At 72.5% G+C, this 25,485-nt stretch carries 22 protein-coding genes and 2 pseudogenes; 9 read left to right on the top strand and 15 right to left on the bottom strand.

The window, feature by feature from the left end:
* Nucleotides 1-436 precede the first annotated feature (436 nt).
* The gene (locus ACF08N_RS02785; RefSeq protein ID WP_392322737.1) at nt 437-697 is read left to right on the top strand and encodes a SpoIIE family protein phosphatase; all 261 of its coding nucleotides are present in this window, start codon (nt 437-439) and stop codon (nt 695-697) included.
* A gap of 14 nt (nt 698-711) precedes the next feature.
* Here ACF08N_RS02785 and ACF08N_RS02790 read toward each other — a convergent pair whose 3' ends face one another.
* The 7 genes from ACF08N_RS02790 to ACF08N_RS02820 all read right to left on the bottom strand — a co-directional run bounded on the left by ACF08N_RS02790 (nt 712) and on the right by ACF08N_RS02820 (nt 10,055).
* Nucleotides 712-1,854: a substrate-binding domain-containing protein gene (locus tag ACF08N_RS02790; protein WP_392322879.1), complete on the bottom strand. Its 1,143-nt coding sequence runs from the start codon at nt 1,852-1,854 to the stop codon at nt 712-714.
* 90 nt (nt 1,855-1,944) lie between these two features.
* Nucleotides 1,945-3,084 (bottom strand): ABC transporter permease, encoded by a 1,140-nt coding sequence (locus ACF08N_RS02795; protein WP_392322738.1) that lies wholly within the window; start codon nt 3,082-3,084, stop codon nt 1,945-1,947.
* Nucleotides 3,081-4,628 carry a sugar ABC transporter ATP-binding protein gene (locus ACF08N_RS02800; protein ID WP_392322739.1) on the bottom strand — a complete coding sequence of 516 codons (1,548 nt, stop codon included), beginning with the start codon at nt 4,626-4,628 and terminating at the stop codon, nt 3,081-3,083. Before ACF08N_RS02800 ends, ACF08N_RS02795 begins: the two co-directional genes overlap by 4 nt.
* Nucleotides 4,629-4,766: 138 nt before the next feature.
* Nucleotides 4,767-7,697: a SpoIIE family protein phosphatase gene (locus tag ACF08N_RS02805; protein WP_392322740.1), complete on the bottom strand. Its 2,931-nt coding sequence runs from the start codon at nt 7,695-7,697 to the stop codon at nt 4,767-4,769.
* A 174-nt stretch (nt 7,698-7,871) separates the two neighbouring features.
* Nucleotides 7,872-8,927, bottom strand: a complete 1,056-nt coding sequence (locus ACF08N_RS02810; RefSeq protein ID WP_392322741.1) for an ArsO family NAD(P)H-dependent flavin-containing monooxygenase — start codon at nt 8,925-8,927, stop codon at nt 7,872-7,874.
* Nucleotides 8,924-9,703, bottom strand: a complete 780-nt coding sequence (locus ACF08N_RS02815; RefSeq protein ID WP_392322742.1) for an aquaporin — start codon at nt 9,701-9,703, stop codon at nt 8,924-8,926. Before ACF08N_RS02815 ends, ACF08N_RS02810 begins: the two co-directional genes overlap by 4 nt.
* 37 nt (nt 9,704-9,740) lie before the next feature.
* Nucleotides 9,741-10,055, bottom strand: a complete 315-nt coding sequence (locus tag ACF08N_RS02820) for an ArsR/SmtB family transcription factor (protein WP_392322743.1) — start codon at nt 10,053-10,055, stop codon at nt 9,741-9,743.
* Nucleotides 10,056-10,136: 81 nt separating this feature from the next.
* Here ACF08N_RS02820 and ACF08N_RS02825 point away from each other — a divergent pair, with 81 nt between their 5' ends.
* The 3 genes and pseudogenes from ACF08N_RS02825 to ACF08N_RS02835 form a co-directional block, all read left to right on the top strand.
* The gene (locus ACF08N_RS02825; protein WP_392322744.1) at nt 10,137-10,301 is read left to right on the top strand and encodes a hypothetical protein; all 165 of its coding nucleotides are present in this window, start codon (nt 10,137-10,139) and stop codon (nt 10,299-10,301) included.
* A gap of 97 nt (nt 10,302-10,398) precedes the next feature.
* Nucleotides 10,399-10,818 carry an arsenate reductase ArsC gene (locus tag ACF08N_RS02830; protein WP_392322745.1) on the top strand — a complete coding sequence of 140 codons (420 nt, stop codon included), beginning with the start codon at nt 10,399-10,401 and terminating at the stop codon, nt 10,816-10,818.
* 1 nt (nt 10,819) lies between these two features.
* Nucleotides 10,820-10,955 (top strand): annotated as a pseudogene (locus ACF08N_RS02835) (thioredoxin-disulfide reductase); the annotation flags it as partial.
* 25 nt (nt 10,956-10,980) lie between these two features.
* On the opposite strand, the gene ACF08N_RS02840 reads toward ACF08N_RS02835, so the two are convergent.
* The gene (locus ACF08N_RS02840) at nt 10,981-11,316 is read right to left on the bottom strand and encodes a YnfA family protein (protein ID WP_392322746.1); all 336 of its coding nucleotides are present in this window, start codon (nt 11,314-11,316) and stop codon (nt 10,981-10,983) included.
* Between the two features lie 79 nt (nt 11,317-11,395).
* Entirely contained in the window at nt 11,396-12,064 is a 669-nt protein-coding gene (locus tag ACF08N_RS02845) for a TetR/AcrR family transcriptional regulator (RefSeq protein ID WP_392322747.1), read from the bottom strand.
* A 113-nt stretch (nt 12,065-12,177) separates the two neighbouring features.
* Between ACF08N_RS02845 and ACF08N_RS02850 the strand changes: the two genes are divergently transcribed.
* Together ACF08N_RS02850 and ACF08N_RS02855 are read left to right on the top strand one after the other, a co-directional pair.
* Complete coding sequence (locus ACF08N_RS02850; protein WP_392322748.1) at nt 12,178-12,738, top strand: NAD(P)H-dependent oxidoreductase; 561 nt, start codon at nt 12,178-12,180, stop codon at nt 12,736-12,738.
* A gap of 282 nt (nt 12,739-13,020) precedes the next feature.
* Nucleotides 13,021-13,324, top strand: a pseudogene (locus tag ACF08N_RS02855) (hopanoid C-3 methylase HpnR); the annotation flags it as partial.
* Nucleotides 13,325-13,565: 241 nt separating this feature from the next.
* On the opposite strand, the gene ACF08N_RS02860 reads toward ACF08N_RS02855, so the two are convergent.
* Nucleotides 13,566-16,478 (bottom strand): NACHT domain-containing protein, encoded by a 2,913-nt coding sequence (locus tag ACF08N_RS02860; protein ID WP_392322749.1) that lies wholly within the window; start codon nt 16,476-16,478, stop codon nt 13,566-13,568.
* Nucleotides 16,475-16,891, bottom strand: a complete 417-nt coding sequence (locus tag ACF08N_RS02865) for a hypothetical protein (RefSeq protein WP_392322750.1) — start codon at nt 16,889-16,891, stop codon at nt 16,475-16,477. Before ACF08N_RS02865 ends, ACF08N_RS02860 begins: the two co-directional genes overlap by 4 nt.
* Nucleotides 16,892-17,133: 242 nt before the next feature.
* On the opposite strand from ACF08N_RS02865, the gene ACF08N_RS02870 reads away from it, so the two are divergent.
* The 3 genes from ACF08N_RS02870 to ACF08N_RS02880 all read left to right on the top strand — a co-directional run bounded on the left by ACF08N_RS02870 (nt 17,134) and on the right by ACF08N_RS02880 (nt 21,493).
* A complete protein-coding gene (locus tag ACF08N_RS02870; RefSeq protein ID WP_392322751.1) occupies nt 17,134-18,777 on the top strand; it encodes an amino acid--tRNA ligase-related protein in 1,644 nt (547 codons plus the stop codon).
* Nucleotides 18,778-18,863: 86 nt separating this feature from the next.
* Nucleotides 18,864-20,207, top strand: a complete 1,344-nt coding sequence (locus tag ACF08N_RS02875) for an MFS transporter (RefSeq protein WP_392322752.1) — start codon at nt 18,864-18,866, stop codon at nt 20,205-20,207.
* Nucleotides 20,204-21,493, top strand: a complete 1,290-nt coding sequence (locus tag ACF08N_RS02880) for an acetyl-CoA carboxylase biotin carboxylase subunit family protein (RefSeq protein WP_392322753.1) — start codon at nt 20,204-20,206, stop codon at nt 21,491-21,493. Before ACF08N_RS02875 ends, ACF08N_RS02880 begins: the two co-directional genes overlap by 4 nt.
* 25 nt (nt 21,494-21,518) lie before the next feature.
* Here ACF08N_RS02880 and ACF08N_RS02885 read toward each other — a convergent pair whose 3' ends face one another.
* The 4 genes from ACF08N_RS02885 to ACF08N_RS02900 form a co-directional block, all read right to left on the bottom strand.
* A complete protein-coding gene (locus ACF08N_RS02885; RefSeq protein WP_392322754.1) occupies nt 21,519-22,850 on the bottom strand; it encodes a pyridoxal phosphate-dependent aminotransferase in 1,332 nt (443 codons plus the stop codon).
* 351 nt (nt 22,851-23,201) lie between these two features.
* Complete coding sequence (locus ACF08N_RS02890; RefSeq protein WP_392322755.1) at nt 23,202-23,687, bottom strand: hypothetical protein; 486 nt, start codon at nt 23,685-23,687, stop codon at nt 23,202-23,204.
* Between the two features lie 376 nt (nt 23,688-24,063).
* Nucleotides 24,064-24,807, bottom strand: coding sequence for a hypothetical protein (locus ACF08N_RS02895; protein WP_392322756.1), 744 nt, complete (start codon nt 24,805-24,807; stop codon nt 24,064-24,066).
* Nucleotides 24,804-25,436, bottom strand: coding sequence for an RNA polymerase sigma factor (locus tag ACF08N_RS02900; RefSeq protein ID WP_392322757.1), 633 nt, complete (start codon nt 25,434-25,436; stop codon nt 24,804-24,806). Before ACF08N_RS02900 ends, ACF08N_RS02895 begins: the two co-directional genes overlap by 4 nt.
* Between the last annotated feature and the right edge of the window lie 49 nt (nt 25,437-25,485).

Below are 25,485 nucleotides of genomic sequence, written 5' to 3' on the forward strand. Positions count from 1 at the left end.
CAGAGGCATCCGCCGGAGCAGACGCCTGCCCGCCCCGGCCACCCCAGGGGCGTCCGAGTCCCTCGTCGGGGCGGTGCTGCTGGGGCGTGCGTCTTTCCCCAGCACCCGCGGGGAACCCCTCCGCGCTCCGGCGCATGCGGGTGGGCCCGGCAGGAGGTCCACGCCCACTGCGGACCAGTCGATGCGACCTTCCGCATCGGCGTCGACCAGGGCGGCCGCGACGACCTTGTCCCACCTGCAGTCCGCCGACCAGTGCCTGTGTCTCTCGTGCACGGTCCTCTACGCGCCGAACCGCTCAGGCAGATCCCGCCACGGCACCCCGTGTGCTGCCGAAAAGGGATCCCGTTTGTCGATCCGCGATGGCTCGCCCAACGCCCGCCCCGCTGACGGGACTTCGGCAGATGTGGCCGCAGTCCCGCCCATTCCTCTGCTCCACATGGACCTCGACCCGGCGCTGCTTGCCAGCTGCTGCTATGCCCGCTTCCATCCGCGCTCGGGGGTCGTGCGCATCGTCCGTGCCGGCCACCTCCCGCCCTTGCTGCGCCTGCCCGACGGGCAGGCCGAAGTCCTGGATGTGCCCGGCGGCCCTCTGCTCGGCATCGACGCAGAGCCGACGCGCTGCTGCGGGACGCCTGCCGGTCCCCCGGCAGGGCGCGACATCGCACTCCTGCTCACCGAGTACGCCCCGCTGCGGTAGACCCGGCACCGCCGTCACTTGGCCCAGATCTTCCGGTACGCCTCCTGGTAACCCGAGGGGTCCCAGGTCGTGGCACCGTCGCTGTTGTCGGCCGTGGTGATGTGGATGGGGGCCACATATCCGCTGGCCGGACGGCCGGAGAAGGCTCGGTTGAACTCGTCGACGATCTGCCAGCCCTGCTGGGACAGCGGCTCGGGCACGGTGGCCGCCTGGTACTGCTCGCTGTTGATGCGCTGGAAGGCGGAGGGGTCGCCGTCGCCGGCGCCGATGTTGAACGGCGGGCCGGAACCCTTCCTCCCGGCCGCACGGAAGGCAGGGGCGGCATCGGCGAAGTAGAGGTCGTTGATGGCCACGGAGTACGTCCACCGGTCCTGGAAGCGGGAGAGGAGCGAAGAGACCTCCCGGGGCGTGCGGCTGCTCGCGTCCGGGATCGGGATGTTCTGGTACGCCAGCAGCTTCACGCCCGAGCAGGTGGCGAGTTCCTTCCGGATCAGCTCGGACTTGTTCTTGGCGAACGGGATCGAGGCGTCGGTGAAGACCACGACCCCGGCGGTGCCGTTGGAGCGCGAGATGACCCACTGCGCGCTGACTCTGGCCACGTCCTCGACTTTGGTGGTGACGTTGGTGAAGAGCTCGGGCCGCCGGCTGGGGCCGGGGGCGGCGACCGCGTGCCAGCCGATGAGCGGGATGCGTGCCGTGTTCGCCCGCGCCACCTGCCGCGAGGTCGAGTTGGGGTCGAAGCCTCCGATGACGATGCCCGAGGGCCTGAGGGCCACGGCATCGCTCATCGCCGCCTGGATGCCGGCGGGGGTACCGCCGCCGTCGATCACCCGGACGTTCCAGCCGATGACCCGCGCGGCTTCCCGCACGCCGTCGGCGGCGCCCGCAACTCCGGGGTTGGTCATGGTCTGGGCGACGTAGACGATGGTCTTGCCGGCCACCGCCGTGGGGCCGCTGGTCGGTCCGTTCCAGGAGACGTCGGTCTGCTCCGCCCGCCGCACGGCGGCCTGGGCACTGGCTTGGACCGCGGGGCAGCCGTTCGGGCCCGAGGTGGAGTCCCCCGGGCCACTCGACGAGCCGCGTTCGCACCCGGCCAGGACGGTTGCCGCGGCCAGCAGGGCGGTGGCGACGGAGCGGGCCTTGAAACCGCCGGGCATGGCCTTGCGGTGGTAGTGCACGGAAGCTCCTCGCGGAGGGATGAACAGGAGGATGCGGGCCGGGCGCGGTGATGACGGCCGCGGCGTGGGTCATGGAGTGCTGCCCGATGTGCCGTCGCCCCGTCTTGGGGATGACGGCGCCTCCGGTGTCCCGGCGGGCGAATCACGGGCCGCGACGGCGCCGGTGCGCAGCCGGCGGCGAGCGGCGTAACCGGCCAGGCCGACGGCGACGAGCAGGGTGCCGCCGTGGAACAACGGGGTCGTCCAGAAGTCGGCGCCCATCTGCCCGATGCCGGTGAGGCCGACGGCGAGGACGGCGACGGCGACCACTGTGCCCATGGCGTTGGGGCGGCCCGGTTTGATCGCGGTGGAGCCGAGGAGGGCGCCGACGAAGGCGGGCAGCAGGTAGTCGAGGCCGACGCTCGGATTGCCGATCTGCTGCTGGGCCGCGAGCAGCACACCGGCGAAGCCGACGATCAGTCCTGATGCGGCAAAGGCGTAGACGGTGTACTTGCGGATCGGGATGCCGACGAGGTCGGCGGCGCGCGGGTTGGACCCGACGACGTACAGGTACCGGCCCAGCGGCAGCCGCTCCAGCACCAGCCAGAGGGCGACCGCGAGCGCGAGCACGTAGAAGGCGGGGACCGGTAGGCCGAGGAACGTGGAGTTGTAGATGTCGGTGAAGGCGGCCGGGAGGCCTTGCGGGCCGGGGACGATCCGGCCGCCGTCGGTGATCCAGCCGGTCAGCGCGTACAGCATGCTGCCGGTCCCGAGCGTGGCGATGAACGAGTCGATCCGCCCGAACTCGACGATGACACCGTTGACGACGCCCACGACGCCCCCTCCGACGATCACCGCGAGGCAGACGAGCGGCCAGGGCCACCCCTCGTTGACGACGAGCTGCATCACCATGACATGCGCCAGGCCGAGGCCGTAGCCGATGGAAAGGTCGAACGCGCCGGTCACGATGGGGACCATGGCGGCGAGCGCGAGAACGGCGGGGATCGACTGGTTGGACAGGATCGAGTCGACGGTGTCCAGGGTGGGAAAGGTACGCGGCAGAGTGAGGGAGAAGAGCAGGAAGAGCAGGGCGGTGAGGGCCAGGAGGCCGTAAGCGCCGATGAGGTGCCCGCCGGGTCGGCTCGGCCCGGCCCGTCGGCCGAGTCGGCTCAGCAGGCCCGGTCGACGTGGTTGCCTCCGGGGCGAGGACGGGGAGGGCGGGGCGGTCACGGGTTCGTCGCGGTTCCGGAGGGGGGCATCGCCGAAGCCGCCCGGGTGAGCCCCGCGACCGTGAGGGCCGGACCGCTCAGCTCGGCCGTCACGGACCCGCGGACGAAGACCAGGGCGCGTCGGCACACGCCCGCGACCTCCTCGAAGTCGGTGGAGATGAGGAGGACGGCAAGACCCGCGGCCAGCGCCTCTTCGAGCAGGCGGTGGATCGCGGCCTTGGCGCCGATGTCCACGCTCGCCGTCGGCTCCTCGAGGATCAGCAGGCGCAGGCCCACCCGTAGCCACCGGCCGATCATGACCTTCTGCTGGTTTCCGCCGGACAGGGTGGCGATGGGCGCCTCGCTGTCGCGGGGACGCACCGAGAACCGTTCGATCAGGGTGGCGGTCTCGCCGCGTTCGCGGCGGGGACTGATCCAGCGCGGCGCCGACCGGCCTCCCGCACGGGGGTTGGCCAGAAGGTTCTCCCGTACGGTCAGCTCGGCGAGGCAGCCCTCGCGCTGCCTGTCGCCGGGCACGAAGGCGACACCGAGTCCGACGGCGTCGGCGACCGTACGGGGACGGTACGGGCGGCCGGCGAGGACGGCGCGTCCGCCGAGCAGGGGCCGGCAACCCGCGAGGGCTCGCCCCAGGGCCATGTGTCCGGCGCCGGAGAGGCCGACCAGACCGAGGACTTCCCCGGCCCTGAGCTCCAGGTCCACCGGTCCCGCACCGGCTGTCCGTACGCCGTCGAGGGTCAGGACGGCCGGGCCGCCGGCCGGGGCCGTGGCGGGGCGGTGTTCGGGCAGTTCCTCGCCGATGATGTCGTGCACCAGGCGGGCCGGGGTGTGGTCCGCCAGCGAGCCGTGGCTGACGAGGCGGCCGTCGCGCAGGACGGCGAAGGTGTCGGCGACCTCGTACACCTCGTCCAGGCGGTGGCTGACGTAGAGGATGCCGTGCCCCCGGTCGCGCAGGGCGTGCAGGACGCTGAACAGCCGGGCGCAGTCGGCGGCCGGGAGGCGGGCGGTCGGTTCGTCGAGGACGATGAGCTTCGCCCGTGCCGCCAGGGCTCGTGCGATGGCGACCAGGGAACGCTCGGCCGGGGGGAGGCCGGCGATCGGGGCGTCGGGATCGAGATGTCCGGCGACGATCCGCAGTGCCTCGGTGCACCGCTCTCGGGTCCGCCGCCAGGAGATCAGTCCGGCGCGGCGCGGATACCCGGTGCTCAGGGCGATGTTCTCGGCGACCGTCATCCATTCCACGAGTCCGAGGTCCTGGTGGATGAAGGACATGCTCCCGGAGGCGGCATGGCTGCCCAGCGGCTGCCCGGCCACGGTGATCTGCCCGGCGTCGGCGTGGTGGACACCGGCGAGCACCTTGATGAGCGTGGACTTTCCGGCTCCGTTGGGACCGAGGAGGGCGAGGACGCTACCGGTGTGGACGTCGAGGTCGACCCCGGCCAGCGCGAGGGTCCCACCGAACCGCTTGGCCAGCCCGCGGATACGGACCAGGGGTTCCGCCTCGAAGGACGGGACCGCCGGCGCAGAGGTGTCGTGAGCGTCGTGCACGGACGACTCCGGGGATCGGCCTGGCGAGTTCTTCCCGACTCGCGTCAGTGATCCTAGCCGGACATATCGGAATACTTCAGGCACCTTGTCGCCGTCTGTGACTCCAACGGATCAGTGGCCGCGCCTCTCTTCAGCGCCTCAGGCGCCATCGAGCCCGCATTCGGCCCAGATGACCTTGCCCTCCGGGGTGTAACGCGTGCCCCAGCTCTCTGCCAGCTGAGCGACGAGGAACAGGCCGCGGCCCCCCTCATCGGTGCTGGCCGCCCTGCGCAGATGCGGAGCGGTGTTGCTGGTGTCGGAGACCTCGCAGATCAGGGTGCGGTCGTGGAGCAGCCGTACCCGGATGGGCCCGGCACCGTGGCGGATGGCGTTCGTGACCAGCTCACTGAGCATCAGTTCAGCGGCGAACGCGACCTCGTCGAGCCCCCAGTCGGCCAGTTGCCGGGTGGCGGAGGAGCGGACCTCGCTGACGAGGGCCGGATCCGCGGGCAGATCCCAGGTGGCGATCCGCCCGGGGTCCAGGGCGTGGGTGCGGGCGACGAGCAGGGCGATGTCGTCGCAGGGGTGGGCCGGCGCCACGGTGTCGAGGACCGCCTGGCAGGTCTCGTCGGGTCCGCGCTCCGGGTGGGCCAGGACCCCGCGCAGCTGATCGAGGACCACGTCGACGTCGCGGTGCCGGTCCTCGATGAGTCCGTCGGTGTAGAGGACCAGCTGACTGCCTTCGGGGAGGTGGATCTCGGCGGCTTCGAAGGGCAGACCTCCGAGGCCGAGCGGGGGCCCGGCGGGCAGGTCGGGGAACGACACGGTGCCGTCGGGGCGGACCAGGGCGGGCGGGGGGTGGCCGGCGCGCGCCATGGTGCACTGCTGCGAGGTCGGGTCGTAGATCGCGTACAGACAGGTCGCGCCGATGATGCCGGCGCCCTCGGCGGCGGGCTCCTCCCGGTCCAGGCGTCCCACGAGGTTGTCGAGGTGGGTGAGGACCTCGTCCGGGGGGAAGTCGAGTTCGGCGAAGCTGCGTGCGGCGGTTCGCACCCGGCCCATGGTGGCGGCGGACAACAGACCGTGGCCGACGACGTCACCGACGAAGAGGCCGACGCGGGTGCCGGACAGCGGGATGACGTCGTACCAGTCTCCCCCGACGTCGGATTCGGCGGGCAGGTAACGATGGGCGACCTCGACGGCGTCCTGGTCGGGCAGCCCGTGCGGGAGCAGGCTGCGCTGCAGGGCCAGGACCATGGTGCGTTCGCGCGTGTAGCGGCGGGCGTTGTCGATGGACAGCGCGGCGCGGGTGGCGAGCTCCTGGGCCAGCGAGCGGTCGTCGTCTCCGAAAGAGGCGGGATCCTCCGCCCGATAGAAACCGGCGACCCCGAGCACGACGCCGCGTGCGACCAGGGGCACCGCGATGAGGGAGTGGACGTGGCTCAGCAGCTGTTCGGAGTGCTCGGGGTCCTGCGCGAGCCAGCCCGCGGCGGCCTGCAGGTCCGGTTCCAGCACTGCCTGCCCATTCGTCAGACACCGCATCTGCGGCGTCATCGGGCCGTAGTCGATGTGCTTGCCCACCGGACTGAAGGGACAGCCGTCGCGAATGCCGTGGACCACCGCACGGCGCAGGTCACTGCGCGGATCGGCGGACTCCTCGCCACGCAGTACGGCCTCGGGCAGGTCGATGGTGACAAAGTCGGCCAGTCGCGGCACCGCCGTCTCGGCGAGTTCCCGGGCGGTGCGGCGCACGTCCAGGGTGGTGCCGATGCGGACGCTGGCCTCGGACAGCAGCTCCAGGCGGCGGCGCGCGGCCAGGGCGTACGTTCCCACGTGCGGCTCCCCCACCATCACGAGCCCTCTGGCCGAGGGCGGGGAGTCGGGTCGATCGTCCGTCACGCCGTCGATGTCGGCGATGCCCTCGCCGGCCACGGCGGGCCGGCCGGGTGCCGTCTCGGGAGGATGCTGTCCGGACGGTGGGGTGAGGGAGAGATGCCAGGGCACCACGGCGGCGGGAACGGCCCCGGAGAGCGGGGGGACAGGGGCCACGGCAGGCTCGGCGGGGAAGCCCAGCGGCTCGTCGACCTGGTGCGGGATGGCGAGACGCTCGCGCGGCGGGGGGCCGGGGAGAACGGCCTCGATGGCGATGCCCTCCACTCCGGAGACACTCGTCATCGGGCGGCTCACGAGCGTGACCCGTCGGCCGTCGGGCAGGGGCACGTCGACGGCCACCCGCTGTGCGCGGGAGATCAGCTCGGCCGCCTTCTCCATGAGGACAGCCCGGTCGCGGGGGTGCAGCTCCAGGGCCAGTGCCTCCACCCCGACAGTGTGGTGAAGGCCCGCGGCGGCCTCGGCTCCGGCGTCCAGGTACGCCCGCAGCAGAGCGCGCTCACGCGCGGAACTCTGCTCCAGCAACCGCCGCTCGATGGCCTCGGCCGCCTTGCGTATCACCGTGTCCAGCGCCGGATCCTCGGAGCTGCGGGGGTAGCCGAGGCACAGAACGCCCTCGATGCGGCCACTGAGCGGGTCGCGGACGGGAAGCGCGCGGCAGGCGCTGCCTTGGGAGCGCTCGGCGAAGTGCTCAGCACCATAGACCCGGATGAGCTGCCGCTCCGCCAGGGCGAGACCGATGCCGTTGGTACCGGCGAGCTGCTCGGCGAACACGAACCCCGGGACGCTCTGGATGGCCGGGAGAGTTCTGACCAGCGACGCTTCTCCGAAACGGCGCAGGAGCACCGTCCCGCTCGCATCGGCGACGGAGATGTTCATCGCGCTGCCGGCGAATGTGGACTGCAGCCGGTCGAGCACCGGCACAGCTGCGCGGACTATCCGTCCGTCCGGATCGAAATCCTCCCGGTAGGGAAGGTCGGACTGGTCCGGCGACAGCCCCAAGGTCCGGCAACGCTGCCAGGAATTCAGGATCGAGGTTCGCACACCCGCCCCGACCGAATCCCCCTGCAGAAACCGCTCACGGGAACGGGCGGGCCCCGTGCCGCCTGTCGCACGCCCCGTCGGTATCGGTTCGCCGCCGGACCGATCCACGCTTCGCCTCACGCCTTCGACAATCCGCTCTTCGGAAATATCTGGCATTGATGAGGATACGGGCATTAGGGGTATTAGTCATGATTCGTCAGATTCCTCACGGAAGGCAACCGGACCGGGTCTGTCACAGGACCGCGACCGGGGTGACGGGCGAGCCCGTCCCTCTCGGGACGTTCAGCGGCGGGCGCCCGCTCCCGATACCGGGCCGCCCGACCCGGGAGGTCAGCGCAGGAGGTCGGCGATCGCCCGGGCCGCTTCACGCGCCGGGCGGCCGACACCGATGAGGGTGGCGGAGGCGGGACCGGTCCAGTCGCCGTAGCCGAGGAGGTGGAGTCGCGGTTCGGCGACGGCACGGGTGCCGTCGGTGGGGATGTGACCGCGGGGGCCGCGGACTCCGAGCGGGGCGAGGTGGGCGAGGGCGGGGCGGAAGCCGGTGCACCAGATGATCGCATCGGCTTCGGCAGTCATGCCGTCGGCCCACGTGACGCCGGTGGGCGTGATGCGGTCGAACATCGGCTGGGCCTTGAGGAATCCCGCGTCGCGGGCAGCGCGGACCGGCGGTACGGCGACGATGTCGCCGAGGGAGGCGACGCCGCCGTTGGCCGTACGGCCTTCGTCGAGGGCGCGGCGGCGGGCGCTCGCGTGGTCGAAGAGGGCGCGGCCGTCGATGTCGTCGGCGAGGTAGCGCGGTTCGCGCAGGGTGACCCAGGTCAGATCGGCGTCGTACGCGAGGTCGGCGGCGATCTGCGCGCCGGAGTTGCCGCCCCCGACGACGACGACGCGCTCGCCGGTGAAGTCCTTCGGCCCGCGGTACTCCACGGTGTGGAGCTGCCGGCCGCGGAACTCCGTACGGCCGGGGACGGCGGGCAGGAAGGGGCGCGACCACGTGCCGGTGGCGCTGACGACCGCACGGGCCTGCCATGTACCGGCGTCGCTCTCCACGCGCAGGAGTTCGCCGTCGCGGTGGACGCCGGTGACCCGTACGGGGCGGTGGACGGGGAGGTCGTACCGCTGCTCGTAGTCGGTGAGGTAGGCGACGACGTGGGCGGCGTCCGGGTACGTCTCGTCCGCCTGCGGTGGCATCAGCCGGCCCGGCAGGGAGGAGTACGCGGCCGGGGAGAACAGGCGCAGCGAGTCCCAGGTGTGCTGCCAGGCCCCGCCGGGCGTCGCCTGGGCGTCGAGGACGACGAAGTCCAGGCCGAGGCGGCGCAGGTGGTAGCCGGCGGCGAGCCCGGACTGGCCGCCGCCGATCACCACCACGTCCGTGTGCTGCGTCACGCGGTCGCCTTCGGCCGCATGAAGACGACCGCCACCAGGGCCAGGCCCACGACCGCGCCGACGAGCTGCACGCCGACGAAGGCGGGAACGGAGGCGGGGGCGATGCCCGCGAACGTGTCGGTGAAGGCTCGACCGACGGTCACCGCGGGGTTGGCGAAGGAGGTGGAGGAGGTGAACCAGTACGCGGCGCCGATGTACGAGGCGACCGCGACCGGCGCGAAGCGCAGGCGATCGGTACGCGCCAGGCCGAAGATCAGCAGGATCAGTCCGGCCGTCGCCACGACCTCACCGAGCAGCAGGTTTCCCGCCGAGCGGTCGTGGGTGGACCACTTCACCAGCGGCTCGCCGAACATTGCGTCGGCCAGGACGGCGCCCGCTATCGCGCCCACGATCTGGGAGGGCACGTAGACGGCCAGCTCGCGCGCATCGACCCCGGCGCCGCCGCGGCGAGCGGTCCACCACTCGGCGAGCGTGACGACGGGGTTGAAGTGGGCACCCGAGACGGGGCCGAGGAGGGCGATCAGAACGCCGAGGCCGAAGACCGTGGCCGTGGAGTTGGCCAGCAGCTGAAGCGCCACGTCCTGGGTGAGGTCCGTGGCCTGGATGCCCGAGCCGACGACGATCGCGACCAGCGCGGCGGTGCCGACGAGTTCGGCGGCGGCGCGCGCCACGAGGGGCGTACGCGGCGGGGTGGCACCGGGTGCGGGCCGGGGCTCGTCGGCGGCTGTGACGGACTCCGCGGCGGGGGCGGTGCCGACGGGCTCGGTGACGGACAACGGTTCTCCTCGGGCAGGTGCGGCGGAAAGGGCGGGGCTACGGGCAGGCGCGCTTGACGTTCGCCTCGGCGGTGTCCCGTGCCGTCCGGGCGAGGTCGGCGAACTGGCCGGCGAGCTGGTCGATGACATCGGGGCGGAGCTTGTAGTACGTGAACCGGCCGCAGGGCTCGGACTCGACGACGCCGGCCTCGCGCAGCACTCTCAGGTGGTTGGAGAGGTTGGTCTGCTTGGCGCCGGTCTCCTCCACCAGGTGAGTGGTGCACAGCGTCTCGCGGGCGAGCAGGGTCACGATCTGAAGCCGCAGGGGGTCGCCCAGCACCCGGATCAGTTCAGTGTCGACTGACGTCATCATGGACTGATACTCTCACATCACCCGAGGCTGATACCAGCCTGGGCTGACTCCTGTAGACCCGCCGAAGGGGGTTCTCCTGCCATGACCGCGTCCTCGCGCCCGGTCCTGCCCGACGACCGCCACGCGGCGGGCGTCGCCCGTCCCGCCGTCCGCCACCGGGGCCGGTTCCCGGTCGATACCGGGCAGCGGCCGGTCGCCGACTCCTGGCCGCTGCCCCGCTCGCGCACCGCGCGGGCGACGAGGTGACCGTCTCCTCCGCGGCCACCGTCCGCGACGCCCTCGTGGATACGCCCCGCTCCTGAAACCCGCTCCCCACCAGGTCCGCTCGTCTAAGGAAGTACCGATGTCCTCCGCTCCGCTCGCCTCCGTCCTCTTCGTCTGCGTCCACAACGCCGGCCGCTCCCAGATGGCCGCCGGGTTCCTGCGCCACCTGGCCGGCGACCGCGTCGAGGTCCGGTCCGCCGGCTCCGTCCCGGGCGACCAGGTCAACCCCTCCGCGGTCGAGGCCATGGCCGAGCTCGGCATCGACATCGCCGACCAGAAGCCCAAGGTGCTGACCACGGAGGCCGTCCAGGCGTCGGACTACGTCATCACCATGGGCTGCGGCGACGCCTGCCCGATCTTCCCGGGCAAGAAGTACCTCGACTGGGCCCTGGAGGACCCGGCCGGCAAGGGCGTCGAAGCCGTTCGCCCCATCCGCGACGAGATCAGGACCCGCATCGAGGCCCTCATCGCCGAGATCGACGCCCAGCAGGAGGCGTGACCCCGGCTTCCCGCAGGGCATCGACGGCCCCGCCCTCATGGACACCATGCGGGCCCAGGCCGAGCGATTCTCCGCCGAGATGATCGGCGACGCCATCGTCTCCGTCGACCTCAGGCGAGATCAGGGAGCTCACCGACGCTCCGGCCGCGCGGGTGCGCGGCGTCAGTGCCCCCGCGGGGCGTACATGATCACGGCCATGCCCGCGAGGCAGATCAGCGCCCCGGTGACATCGAAGCGGTCGGGGCGGTAGCCGTCGGCCACCATTCCCCAGGCGATCGATCCGGCGACGAAGACGCCGCCGTACGCGGCCAGCACCCGGCCGAAGTTCGCGTCCGGCTGGAGCGTCGCGAAGAATCCGTACAGGCCGAGCGCGATCACGCCCGCTCCGATCCAGATCCACCCCCGGTGTTCCCGCACCCCCTGCCACACCAGCCACGCGCCCCCGATCTCGAAGAGGGCCGCGGCGGCGAACAGGGCGATGGAGCGGGCGACGAGCACGGGGTACGTCCTTCGGCGACGGCGGTCACGGGCAGCGGGGATCATACGGCCCTCCGGTGACCGTCCTGTCGCGCCGGTGTCAGCGGGCCGGCAGCAGGCGGTCGACGAGCGTGTGCCAGCCCGCCTCCAGACGGTCGAGCGGCAGTCCGCGTTCGACGACCAGGTGGTGGACCAGGGCGGTGTCGAGCGACCCGAGCAGGGTGTGGGCGATCAGTTCGGCGTCACCGGTCACGCCCGCCCGGCGGAGCAGCATCACGACGTGGGCGAGGCGCAGCCGTGCCGCCGGCACGCTGTAGGGGCGGACCGGGTCCGTCCGGGCGGCCAGGATCAGGTCGTGGTGATCGCGTTCGTGGCGCAGCACGGCGGGGCCGAAGGCATGCAGCCGCTCCAGGGCGGGGGCGTCGGGGCCGAGCGGCGGCGGGCCCGAGAGGAAGGCGGCCTGAAGCTGCTGCTCGCGGTGGTCGAGCAGGGCCAGGAACAGGCCGGCCCGGTCGCCGAACCGCCGGAAGACGGTCCCCTTGCCGACTCCCGCCGCGGTGGCCAGCGCCTCCATGGTGAGGTTCGCGGCGCCGCACTCGGCGACCAGTCCCGAGGCGGCCTCCAGGAGCCGCGTGCGGTTGCGTGCCGCGTCCGCCCGCAGCGCCGGCGGTTCGCCGGCCCGCCCGAGGGCGAGGTCCGTCGCGCCGGGCACGCCGTCGGGGCCGGAGTCGGACGGGAGGAGGGGGAGAGACGGGAAGCGGCCGTTCATGGATCCAGCGTAGCCGGAGAATCCGAGAAGTGGACCGCGGTCCGGATAGGTGGTAGAAATAAACCGGACCTCGGTCCGGTTAATGCCTCCACTTGCCTGCCTCAGGAGTTTCCATGTCCGTTCGCATCCTCGCCCTCGTCGGCAGCCTCCGTGCCGGCTCGCACAACCGTCAGCTCGCCGAGGCCGCCGTCAAGCACGCTCCCGAGGGCGTCGACATCGAGATCTTCGAGGGTCTGGCGGACGTGCCCTTCTACAACGAGGACATCGACGTCGAGGGCACCGTGCCGGCCTCCGCTGCTGTGCTCCGGGAGGCCGCGGGCCGCGCGGACGCGCTGCTGCTGTTCTCGCCCGAGTACAACGGCACCATGCCGGCCGTCCTGAAGAACGGGATCGACTGGCTGTCCCGCCCGTACGGCGCCGGGGCCATCTCCGGCAAGCCGGTCGCCGTCGTCGGCACCGCCTTCGGCCAGTACGGCGGTGTCTGGGCGCAGGACGAGGCCCGCAAGGCCGCCGGTGTCGCGGGCGGCGCGGTGCTGGAGGACGTCAAGCTGTCGATCCCCGGCTCCGTGACGCGCTTCGCCGCGACGCACCCGGCCGACGACGCCGAGGTCGTGGCCTCCCTGACGGAGGTCATCGAGCAGGTGACGGCCCAGGCGACTCCCGCCGCGGCCTGATCCCGCGGCCCGACCTGGCCGCGCTCTCCGCGCCACCGCCGCCGCCCGCCCCCGACCGGGGCGGGCGGCGGCGTCTTCTGTTCTCGACGCCATCGGTTACCAGGCAGACCGGCCTGGCGGAGGCGGCTGGCGTCCGCAGGGCGGTGAGACAGCCGCCAAGACCGGTCCTTCCGAGTTCGCCCCAGCCCGGAGGTATCGCCCCGACGACGGCGGGGCGGTGCCGGTCGCGCCGGAAGACGGCGGAGCCGAAACGGCCCCCTCCACGACCGACCGGGCGGCGTGTACCGGGAACTCGTCCGCACGCAGGCGGTCCTCAACCGCAAGCCTGCGCAACGTCTTCGGAGCGATCGGCGTACTCGGCCGCAACCTGGCCCGCGGCCAGACCAACTTCGCCCGCATGCTGTGGAAGTTCGGCAGCGTCTACAACGTGAGGCGCCAACTGGCGGACCACCGCCGCTCCGTGGAGTACGAGCTTCCGCCGCCCGAGCACCGCGCCACGCCGCCGGGGCGGCAGGACCTGTTCATCCACAGCAGGGCACTGTCACGCCCGCCTCTACGCACCGACCCCGAACCGGAGACCTCCTAGCAGGGCCGGCGGCTAGGGGGTGTCTCGTCGATCAGGCCGGATGAGGGAGTGGAGGTCCCCCCAACGCCCGCAGGGCGTAGGGGGAGGGTCTGGTGCCGTGCATAGCAAGGCGGAGGAGGGAGGCGACGCGGAGCGTCGGCGACCGACGACAACGCTGGGGGCACCTCCCGTGCCCGAAGGGCTACGGGGGAGAGGCGCGATGCCAGGCGTCGCGAGCCCGGCAAGATCGGCGAGACACCCCCTAGGGCCCGATCCTGCGCAGGGCGGCGCGCGCCAGCGCCTCGGTGGTGCCCGCCGACGTGGCGTACGTCTCCCGGCCGCCCCCTTCCTCGCCCCCCACATAAGTGACGGTGAGCAATACGTTGTCGACGCGGACGACGGTCTCTGTCATCGTCCCTCCGTACGGAGGGCGCTTGACCAGGCTGACGGCCTCGTCGCCCAGCTCCGCGGGCCTGCGGGTGTACACGGGCGGGTAGAGGTGGGTGGTCGCCTCGGCGGCGAAGCGCCGCTGGGCCAACTGCACCGGGCTCACGCCCGCGAGGGGTTCGAACAGCACCGTCTCCACCTGCACGTTCGGGGACACCGGGATCACCTGGGCGTTATGCCACCAGCACACCGGGCCGCGGTCGCAGTCGCCGAGGATCTCGGGCTCGGGCAGCACCCGCGTGAGGTCCGTGCGGTCGAGCAGGTCACAGGCGGGCGGGACGGTGAGACGCGGCCCCGGCGGGTGGGGAAGGTGGACGACGCCCGTCCACACCGTGACGGTGCCCGCCAGGAAGACGGTGGTCACCAGCGGTCCCGCCATGGAGGCGACCCGGTGCCGGACGCGGGCGGCGCGCGGACACGTGGCCGGGGCCCGTAGGACCGTCGCGCGGGCCGCGCGCGGATCGGGCGCCGGGGCCCGTGGGTCCGGCGGGGCCTCGGTACGGCCCATGAGGCGTTCCTGGAGCCGGGCGTGGCGGAACCGGTAGTACGCGCCCGACTGCCGCAGGATGCCGCGCCGGTGGGCGTCGTCGAGGAAGGCGAGCAGGTCCCAGGGCAGTTGGCCGGTGAGCCAGGGCCACACCCGCGCGGCCGCGAACGCGCCCGAGGCGGACAGGGACATCCCGCACACCGCCACGGCCGCGGCACATCCGCCCGCGGCGACGGCCCATTCGGCGGCGCCGACCCGGCCCCGTCCCGCGTCGGCCTGCCAGGTGGCCAGTGCCGCGAGGGGCAGGACCGCGAGGGCGGCCGCGCGCAGGAAGCGTCCGCCGCCCCCGATCAGCCCGGCCAGTCCGAGGGAGGTCAGCGTCGCCCTGCGGTCCTGCCGGAGCAGCCGGGCGGGGCTGTCCGCGGTGGCGACGTGGACGGAGGGGTGCAGCACGAGGACCAGGGCGCCCGCGCAGACGAGGGGCACCACGAGAAGCGGTGCGTCGAGCAGCCATGCCGCCAGGAGGGCGAGGCCGGCGACCGGCAACCCGCCGAGCAGGAGGCGCCCCGGGGACGCGGGGCGGTGGAACCGCCGGGGCACCGGCACGTACCCGCGGGCACCCCAGGCCACGTCGACGACGACCAGCGCGCTCAGCAGGGCGAAGGCGCTCCAGAGGGCGAGGCCCCCCGGCCCGGCCCCGGCGCCGTCGCCGCCGAAGAAGTGGCGCATGAGGAAGGTCGCCGTGGCGAGGCCCAGGGCGACGCCGCCGGTCCGCAGCGCCCACGGCGCCGCGGCGCCGAGGCGCCACCACGCGAGGTCCTGCGTCCCGAGGGCGTCTAGCCTGCGGGCGAGGAAGGCCAGCCGGCGGGTGGTCTCCTCCGGGTAGTCGCAGACCGACGGAATCAGCGCGTCCAGCAAGTGGTCCTCGAGGGCGGCCCGGGTCGGGAAGCGGGCGGGGTCGAGGAGTTCGGCCGGATCGCGGGCCGTCTCGCTGTAGGCGGTGCGTGCCAGGAAGACCATGAGGGGTGTCGACAGCACGGCGCTCAGCGCGCGCGTCTGCGCGGTGCCGGGCCGTTCGCGCAGCCGGGCGAGGACGGCGTCCCACTTGGTGGTCGTCCCGTCGCCGGAGACGCGCCTGCGAGTGGTGCGCCGCAGGTGGCCGGACACGTCGTCCACGGTCAGCGGCTCCAGGCGGACGGCGGCAGTGGCCGGCAGGACGGCGTCGGTGGCGGCGACAGCGCTCTCGTACTCCTCGGTCCGGCTGGTGAGGAAGCACGGGTCGGACGGCGGCAGGCAGCCGCGCAGCCGGCGCAGGGCCTCGGGCCGGGCGTCGGCGCGTATCTCGTCGAATCCGTCGAGGACGGGCAACAGCCGCCCCTCGCGCCACAGTTCGGTGGCCAGCGGCGATCCGGTGGCGGTGCGGGCGGCCAGCCAGGGATGGTCGAGGATCAGCCGCCCGGCCGCCCACGACGGGAGGTCCTGCGTGGCCGGGTCCCAGGAGGCGAGCGGCAGGAGCACCGGGACGCGGTCGCCGGGTGCGGCGGTCAGGAGCCGGTCGTGGGCGAACCTCAGAGCGAGCACGGACTTGCCCGCTCCGGGGCCGCCGAGCACCAGGAGCCGGCCCGAGGGCACCGCGGCGTGGACGTCTGCGACGGAGGCGAAGTCGCCGCGCAGGTCGAGCGGTGTGTCGTCGTCCGTGCCCCGGATGCTCGCCCAGTGGTCACCGAGAGCCTCGTCGGTGGTCCAGCGCACCGCCAGCGGGCCGGGGTGCGCGAGCATGCGCAGCTTCTCCTCGTGCGCGAACCGGGCGCGCAGCGTGTCCGCCAGGATCTGGGCCGCCCGGTCGAGTCTGCGCTCGTGCCGCCGTCGCGCCGCGGGGCTGGTCCGCAGCCGGGCGCGCTGCCGGGCCCGGAGGCGGCGGGTCGCGGACGGGCCGGCGAGGGCGAGCGCGCCCAGTCCCGCGATCAGGGCGACGGCGCGCGGGCCGCCGCTCACCGGACCAGGAGCGTCGGTCAGCGCGAGAACGATCAGGGCGATGCCGGCGCACATCAGCAGCAGGGGCGCGCCGAGGACCCCGGCGGCGGGGGCCGCCTCGTCGGGCGGTGGCGGCTCGTCGTCGGCCGGGGCGGCGGGCTGGGTGATGTAGAGGTCCCGGCCCGCCAGGTAGATCCGTGCGTGGTCCTGGGCGTGGGCCTCCAGCCGGACCTCGGGCGGGTCCGGCTCGCGGACCGGTCCGCTCATGCGCCGGTGATGTGCTGGTCCCCGCCCGCCATGTAGATCCGCGCGCTGTCGTGCGCCTCGGCCTTCATGACGATCGACCGGGCCCGGTCCCGTTCGCCGTCCGGGAGCGCGGGGGCGAGGTGTTCGTCGACGAGCCGGCGCAACTCGGCCGCGAGGCCGGGGTCCTGGCGCAGGAGCTCGTGCAGTCGCAGCCGCCAGCTGCCCGCCAGCGCCTCCTCGGTGTCCGTGTCCCCGTCCTCGCGGGCCGCGAGCACCTGGCCGCGCAGCACGTCGAGTTCGGCGCCGATGCCGTCGGCGCGCTCGGGCCGCATCCGCCGCCACAGGTCGACCGTCGCGGCCCGCGCCTGCTGCCAGGCGTCCGTGGCCATGGCGCCCACGAGCGCCGTTCCTGCTGCCAGCACGATCGGGTCCATCCGCCGTCCCCCTGTGACCAGTTGACCGTTCCGTCGACCGTTCCGCGGTGCTTCCGGTGAACCACTGTAGGTCGGCGGCGTACCGGACCGCGGGGAGTTCACCGGGTCGTGACCGGCGGCCGCCGGAAACCTGATGAAGTCATCCGGCGCTCGTTCTCGGCCATGTCGAAGCGCCCCTAACGTCATTCGCATACTCGGCAGCCAAGAAATGATCAATTTCGGCGCCAGATGGGGGAAATCATATGGCTCCGCCATCCGAACTCCTGGACCTCAAGAATGACAGCGGGGTCTGCGGGCGAATTCTGGAACTCCTCGAGACCGAGGGAGCACGTTTCCGGCTGCTGCACCACGCGCCGGAGGGCCGTACGGATGTCGCGAGCCGGCTGCGCGGACACCCGTTGAACCAGGCGGCCAAATGCATGGTCGTGCGCGTGAAGATCACGAAGCGCAGCAGCCGGTACGTGCTGGTCGTCGTCCCCGGCGACCGGCTCGTGGACCTGGAGGGGATCCGGCGCCTCTACGGGGGCAGGGACGCCTCCTTCGCGCAGCGTGACACCGCCGAGGAGCTGGCGGGCGCGGTGTGCGGGTCGATCACGCCGTTCTCGTTCCACGCCGGCCTCGAAGCGGTGGTGGATCCGGAACTGCTGCGGCAGGAGGAGATCTTCTTCAATGCGGCCCGGCTCGACCTTTCCGTCGCCCTGAATTCCGACGACTTCGTGTCGATCACCCGGCCGCGTATTGCGACCGTCGCCCTGAACACGCCCGACGCAATTGCCGATCACGGTCGATCATCACTGAACTGGAGTGGAAACATGACGATTCTGGACACCACGACAACGTCCTCCGTCGCGCCCGCCGCGGTCCGGCCGCCGCACGCGTGGGGAAATCAGCACGGCGAATTCCTGAAGGCTCTCCGATCGCCGTGGTACAAACTCGTGGCCGATCTTCAGGATCTGATCCACAGGACCACGGCCGAGTATGCGACGTCGCGCGGCCTCAAGGCGCTCTACCTTCCGCTGACGGTCCGCACCATCACGTGCCCGACCGGTCTCGGGAGCGACTCCGAGCCCGTCCCGGTCACCGTGAACGGCGTCGACACCTATCTGCCGGACTCCAGCCAGTTCATGCTGGAGTACGGCATGCGCCTCGCCCCGGGCGGCTGCTACAACATCATGCCGTCGTTCCGCGGCGAGCAGCCGGACACGACGCACCTGAACCAGTACAGCCACAGCGAGGCGGAGATCCCCGGCGGCATCGACGACCTGATCGACTATGTCGAGGGATACGTCAAGGCGCTCGCCGGTGCCGCCCTGGAGACGTACGGCGACCGCATCGCGGCCGCCGCCGGCGACACCTCGCACCTGCGCCGCATGGCCGAGTACCAGGGCCACTTCCCGCGGATCACCTTCGAGGAGGCCGTCTCGCTCCTGGACGGCGAGGAGGGCTGCGTCCGCGACGAGGGCAGCTGGCGCACGCTGACCCGCAAGGGCGAGCACAAGCTGATGGAGGTGGTCAGCGAGTTCATGTGGGTCACCCACTTCGACCACCTGTCGGTGCCCTTCTACCAGGCGTTCGGCGACGAGGAGCAGCGCACCGCCGCCAACGCCGACCTGTTCTTCGGCATGGGTGAGGTCGTCGGCTCCGGCGAGCGCCACTCCGACGCCGAGCAGATCCGCAAGGCGCTCGCGATACACCAGGTGCCCGAGCGCGACTACGCCTGGTACGCGGAGATGAAGCAGGAGCTGCCCATGCGCACCTCCGGCTTCGGCATGGGTCTGGAGCGGTTCCTGATGTGGGTCCTCAACCACGACGACATCCGGGACATCCCGCTGGTGTCGCGGGTGGACGAGGACAAGAAGTGGCCGGAGAGCGTCCACCGCCCGTGACCGCCGCTCCAGCAGTGTGAACAGCGGGGCCCGCAGCACGCCGACGACGGCGGGCCCCGTTCCGCACGCCTACCGAGGACCGTGTCATGGGCGTCTATCTGAACCGCAACTTCCTTCTGTCCTACGTCGCGTCGTTCGTCTCGCTGTTCGGCTCGAAGCTGCTGATGATCTCGTACGTGGCGTTCGTCTACGGCGAGACCGGCAGCGCCACCCTCGCGTCGGCCGTCTTCGCGGCCGACTGGATCGCGAACCTGTTCATCGGTCTGCTCGTCACCCGGTCCGTCGACCGTGCCGACGCGCGCAGGCTCCTCGTGCTGCTGAACGTGGTGGCCGCCGCCGTCACCCTGCTGTTCCTGGCCGCGCTGTCGCCCCGGATGTTCCCGCTCGCCGTCGGCGTCGTCTTCGCCCGCGCCCTGCTGGGCAGCGCGGTGAACGCGGCCCGGGTGAAGGCGCTGGTGCAGTTCTTCGACGAGGAGCAGACCGACACGTATTCGACGGTCTTCAACTCCAGCCTCTTCCTGGCCATCGCCGCGGCCGGAGCGGTGGGCAGCTTCATCCTCCGGTTCGTCGATCTGCGGACGGTCGTGCTCCTCGACGTGGCGACGTTCCTGCTGTCGGCGCTGCTGTTCGCCCTGGTACGGCCCAACCGGCAGCGCATCGAGGCGGCACGGCGGGAGAGCGCCGGGGCGCGGGAGAGCGTCGTCGCCAACCTGCGCTCGGCGGCCGCCGTCATCGCCCGCAGCCCCGTGATCTCCTCCGCCGTCTTCTACATCGTTCTCGCCGTCACCGCGCTCCAGGCGACGTACGAGGTGCTGATCACGGCGGTGCCGGAACTCTGGTTCGGTATGGCCAGCTCCGGGATGGCGGTCTTCTTCACCGCCGAGTGGCTCGCCGTGTTCGCGGGCGTCTTCGTCTACCAGTACCTGAGCCGCCGCGGGATGGTGCCGGAGCACCTGCAGGGGCGTCTCACCGTGGCCCTGGTCGGCTTCGCGGCCCTCATGTACGCCGTGCTGCCGCTGGCCCGGGGCAGCCTCGGGCCCGCGCTCGCGGTGTTCGTGCTGCTGGTGTTCGCCGGGGAGATCGTCTGGGCCCACCAGTACAAGCGGCTGATCGCCCACTCCCCCGACTCCCGGGTGTCCTCGGTGGTCGGACTGCTGACGGCGGTCTACTACAGCCTCATGGCGCTGTCCGGCTTCGCCTTCTCGTTCGGCATGGACACCATCGGCGTCGAATGGGCCATCGGCATCGACGTGACCGTGATCGTGCTGCTCGTCGCGGGCTGGGAGTACGCCGCCCTGCGCCGCAGGCAGCGCATCGGTGCCGGCTCCCCTGGACCCGGCCTTCCCCGCGCGGGCGCCCTGCCCGCGCGCCCGCTCGTATCGGTGACCGCCCCGGCCGAGGGGCGCCCCGCGAAGGAGGAAACGGCATGACCGCCGCCGACCCGGCCCCCGCGCACGCCGCGCCGCACACCGCCGTGTTCATCGGCACCCGGGGCCTCGAGGCGTTCGACCCCGGGCTGTTCGAGGATCCGTCGTCCGTACGGCTCGTCGGGATCTTCTCCGAGCTCGACGCGCCTCATCTCACCGACGTCCGGCGCGGCTGGTTCGACGAGGTCCATGTCGTGCCGACGGCGGAGCGGGACCCGTCTCCCCTCGTCACCGCGCAGATCGACGTGGACGCGGGGACGGAGATCGTCGCCGCGCTGCTGCGGGGCACGAGCCGGGAGCGGCTGACCGTCCACACGTATCTGGAGCAGAACGTGCTGGGCGCGGCGGAGATCCGGGAGCGGCTGGGGCTGTCGGGGCCGCACCGCGCCGATGTGATCCCCTTCCTCGACAAGCTGGAGATGAAGCGGCGGGTGGCGGCCGCGGGCGTGCGCGCACCGGCGTTCGGCGCCTGGGACCCGGCGCGCCACCGGGCGGGCGCCCGCGCCCACTTCGAGCACATCACGGGCCGGGTCGGTCTGCCGTTCGTGCTCAAGCCGACCGACTCCGCGGGCTCCATCGGCGTCGTCACCGTCGAGAGCTACCAGGACTTCGCGGCGCTTCCGGCGGACGGCGACCTCGGGCGGGCGTACGAGTACGAGGAGTTCATCGACGGCCGCGTCTACAGCGTCAACATCATCTCGGCGGCGGGCAGGACCGTCTTCGGCGGTGTCACCGAGTACCTGGTGAACTCTGCGGACGTGGCGGGCGGCCGGGTCAACGCCGACATCAACCTGCTCGACGAGGACCCGCGGGTGGCGCGCATGGTCGCCTTCGCCGGTGAGGCGCTGGACGCCCTGGGCAGGCCGGACGGCGCCTCGCATCTGGAGCTGTTCCTGACCGGGGACGACGAACTGGTGTTCCTGGAGGTGGGTGCGCGTTTCAAGGGTCTGTCCGGCCTGGCCGCGATGCAGCGCCACTACGGCGAGGCGCTGGTGAACGTCGCGTTCGGCATCGAGAGCGGTGTCCGCAGCCGCCCGTGGGAGGGCGAGCAGGTGTACTGCTTCGACGCGTGCATGCCGCTGCGCGCGGGAGTGGTCGGCGACCGGCTGGAGCCGAAGATCGACAGCTCGTACGAGATGCGGTGGACGGTGCACCCCGGCGACCGGGTCGAGGGAACGTCGGACCTGGTGACGGTGGGCGGCACGTTCCTGGTGTGGAACCGGGACTTCGACGCGCTGTACCGGGACTTCAGGCTGCTGGCCGAGTACCAGCCGTTCACCTACGCGTAGGCGGAACCCGGCCCGGCCCCGGTGGTCACGCCTGGGCAATCAGCCGGTCGACGATGGCGGTGGCCGAGGTGTACCCGGCAGCCATGGCCCCGGCCGCCGGGCCGCCGGTGCGGCCCCTGCCGTCGGCCGGGGCGAGGCCCTGGGCGGCGACGGGCTGCTGCGCGAGGGCGAGCGGAGCGGCCTGGGCGAGCATCGGCCGCACCGGCTCCGGCGGAGGCGCCGGCGCCTGGACCGGCGTCTGCCGCCCGTACAGCACCTGTTCCATCGCCGAGACGAGCCGCAGCACATCGGGGTCGGGGCGCACGACGAGGCGTACGAACCGGCTGGAGCTGCCGATCTTGTTGCCGCATTCGCGGATGAGGACGCCGTGTTCGGCGAGCAGCCGGTCCCGCAGGACCGATCCGTCCGCGCCGTCAGGGAGGCGGACGTAGACGAAGTTGCCCTGGGAGGGGTAGACGGTCAGGCCGGGCACCTGGGAGAGCCGCCAGATCATCTCCTGCCGGTCGCGGCACACCTGGCGCAGGCTCTGCGCGTACTCCTCGCTGTGTTCGGCGAGCATGAACACCACGGTCTCGGCGAAGGAGTTGAGGTTCCACTTCGGCAGTGCGTCCCGTACCCGGCGGGCGAGCGCAGGGTTGGCGACGAGGTAGCCGAAGCGCACGCCGTGCAGGCCGAAGTTCTTGCCGAGGCTGCGCAGGACGATGACGTTGGTCCGCAGGACGGCCTCGGCGGCGACGCTCGTGTCCTGGCCGCCGTCGGCGAATTCGAGGAACGACTCGTCGACGACGACCAGGTCGAGATCCTGGAGGTGGTCGAGGAGGGAGAGGACCTGCTGCTTGGACAGCAGTCCGCCGTCGGGGTTGTTGGGGTTGCAGACGACGGCGGCGCGCGAGCCTCTGCTGCGGACGAACTGCACGAAGGAGGCGGGATCGAGGGCGAACCCGCGTGCCTCCGGCAGGAGCAGCATGTCGACGCGTTTGCCGGTCTCCATGGGCTGGTCGGTCCATCGGCCGAAGGTCGGTACGGGCACGGCGAGGGACTCGCGCACCAGCAGGTGGTCGATCCAGGTGATCAGTTCGGTGGAGCCGTTGCCCATGGCGACGGTCTGCGGGTTGAGGCCCAGCAGCCGGCAGAGCTCGCCGGTGATGGTCTCGGCGCTGCTCGGGTAGTAGGTGAGGATCTCCCGCAGACGGCCGGCGAGTTCGTCGAACATGGCGGGGGTGGGGAAGTAGGGGTTGCAGGGAATGCAGAAGTCGACGATCTCTCCGGCGCCGTCGCTCGCCCTGCCGAGGGAGAAGTAGGACGGGCTGTGCGCGGTGGACGCGCGGAACAGCGCGGTGACATTGCTGCCGGCCAAGACGTACCTCCTGCCTGTCGGCGACCGCCGGTACACGCCCGCCGCCCACAGGTACGCACGCCCCGGGCCCGCCGTTCATTCCCGGGCGCGGGGCCGCCGGCTCCCGGCTCCCGGCGGGAGCGGGGGCTTCCGCCGGACCGCGGGCGCCGGTCCGGGCGCGGGGCCGCCGGGCCGACGCCGGTTGCGGCGGGTCCGCGGGCGGCAGGGGTGCTGGGGCGGCAGCCCCGCACTCCCCCGCCGGGGCCCGCGGGCGCGCACCGCTGGTGCCGGGTGCGCCCATGAGGTCCCCGCCCCTGGCGGGAACGGGGCCGCGGGCACGACGCCCGCGAAGTCGGCGCCCGGCCCCGGGGGTCAGCAGGCCGCTCGCTGGGGGTCCGAGCACGCCGTGGGCCGGCCCGTCGGGCCCCGGCGGGTCGGCGGGCGGCGGCCGTGCAGGAGCAGGTAGAAGCGCTCGACGGACTCCGTCGCGCCGTGCTCGAAACGCTTCACCACCTTGCCCAGCGGGTTCCAGACCCGGCCGTCGGGCATGCGGATGCCCACGGTCTGGCCGAACAGCTCCCGCTGGTCCGCGTCCAGGTCGACCCACCGCGCGCCCGCCCGGCGGACGATCACCTCGCCGACGTACGCGCCGAGCCCCTGCAGGAAGCGGTCGACGCCCGAGCGGTCCGGTCCGCCGCGTCTGAGTCCGTCGACGACGAAGTCCACGATTCTCAGGCTCACCACTGTGTAGTCGAGCGGCAGTCTGCTGCGCTCGTTCATCTCGGCGACGAAGCCCGCGGCATACCCCTGCATGCCGTCGGCGTCCGGCAGCTGCGCTGCACGCCCTTCGATCGGCATCCGTTTCCTCCCCACGCAGACAGCCCATGACCAGCTCGTCTGTCCCAGCGGAAGCGGTGCGGAAAGCATCACGGCTCGTGCCTGGTGTCTGTTCTCACAGAAGCAGTGAGGCGCGCGCGTACAACCATCGGTGCGCTTCAGGCGTCGTCGAGGCAGCGGCCACTCCCAGGACTGGTCGTGTGCCACACGATGACCGTGACCGTGGCGCGCGGACCGCTGGGATGTGCGAGTGCCCGCGCACGTCGCATGCCGTACCGACCACCACGGGACGCGTGCAGCGACGGCAGCGCTCAGGGGATCACGGGAGGGACCTGCGGCCGCGAGTTGTCCGGTGGACCGGCCCTGTCGCCGGGGCCGCGCATCCGGGCGTGTGCTCTCAGTTCTTGGGGAGCTGCCGGTGCCGCGGCGAATCGTTCCTGTCCTTGCCCGGCGGCGTGTCCGGCGCCTTGCCGCCCACCTCCGGGCGGGACTGCTTCGGTGCTTCGCCCGCTGAAGCGGGCCCCGTGGCCAGCAGCCGCGCGCAGTACTCCGCGACGGCCTGCGGGCCTCCCGCCGCCGCCTCCAGGCGCTCGCGCATCGCGCCCGCCCCGGCCGTGTCGTTGTGCCGCTGCGCGCTGTCGTACGCGCGGCAGTGCGCCACCGCGTCCTTCGCCGTCGGCGGGCGCTCGCCCGCGGCCGCGCCCGACGTCCCCGTCGTGGGCGGCCGCGACTCCTCGCGGACGGTGTCCGAGGTCGCTTCCCCGGCGCCGGACGAGGCGCCGGGCCCGGGGGACGTGCCCTGCGCCGGCTGCTCGCCGAAGGGCACCGGGATCCCTCCGGCCGCCATCGCCACTCCGCCGAGCATCACGCCCCCGACGAGCGCGCCGATGCTCGCCTTGAGCCCTCGTGCCCGGAGCCTCGGACGGGCCGCGGGGCGCCAGTCGTCCTCGGGCCGGGTGGGCAGGCCGAGTGCGCCCTCGGCGCGCGCGGTGCGGAACGCCGCGAGGGCGTGTTCGGCGGCCTCCGGCTCGACGGGTGCCGGGCGCGCGGCGGCCGCCAGCACCTCGTCCAACGCCGGCGTCGTGGGCGGCTGCGATTCGGCCCCGGAGCCCATGGCGTCTCCTGATGGGTTTTCGGTCATCTCGCCCCTCCCAGCGCGCAAGGGTCCGAATCTGTCACACGACCCTGGGGGCGGAGCGAGGCGAGGTGCTTCTCGAGTCGTTTCAGACCGCGGTGGGTGGCCGAGCGGACAGCGCCGGGCCGCTTGCCGAGCACGCGTGCGGCGGTGGGTCCGTCGAGTCCGATGACCGTCTGGAGCAGCACGGCTTCGGCCTGCTGGGGCGGGAGTTGGGCGATGAGCGCCAGGGCCTGCTGGGTCGAGACGGTTTCGAACGCCTCTTCCGCGGTGTCCTGGCGGGCCGGTATGTCGGCGAGGTCGTTCTCGAGGAAGGTGCCGCGCGGGCGGCTGCGCACCCTGCGCAGATGGTCGATGGCCCGGTTGCGCGCGATGCTCGCCGTCCAGGCCCGGAAGCCGGCTCCGTCTCCCCGGAAGCGTCCGATGTCGCGGGCGATTTCGAGCCAGGCGTCGGAGGCCACGTCCTCCGCGTCGTCGCCGACGAGTCCGCGCAGGAAGCCGAGGAGAGGGGGGTGGACGATCCGGTAGGCCCGGGAGAAGGCCGCCTCGTCGCCGCGCTGCGCCCTCGCGACCGCGTCACCGAGCTCCGTGTCGTGCGCCGCCTGCGCACGCCGGTCACCCCGCTCCTTGCCCACTCGTTCCTCTTCGTCGTGGCGGTCACGCCATCCCCATGTCCGTGACCCG

It is taken from the genome of Streptomyces sp. NPDC015127 (assembly GCF_043080095.1).
Lineage (GTDB): Bacteria > Actinomycetota > Actinomycetes > Streptomycetales > Streptomycetaceae > Streptomyces.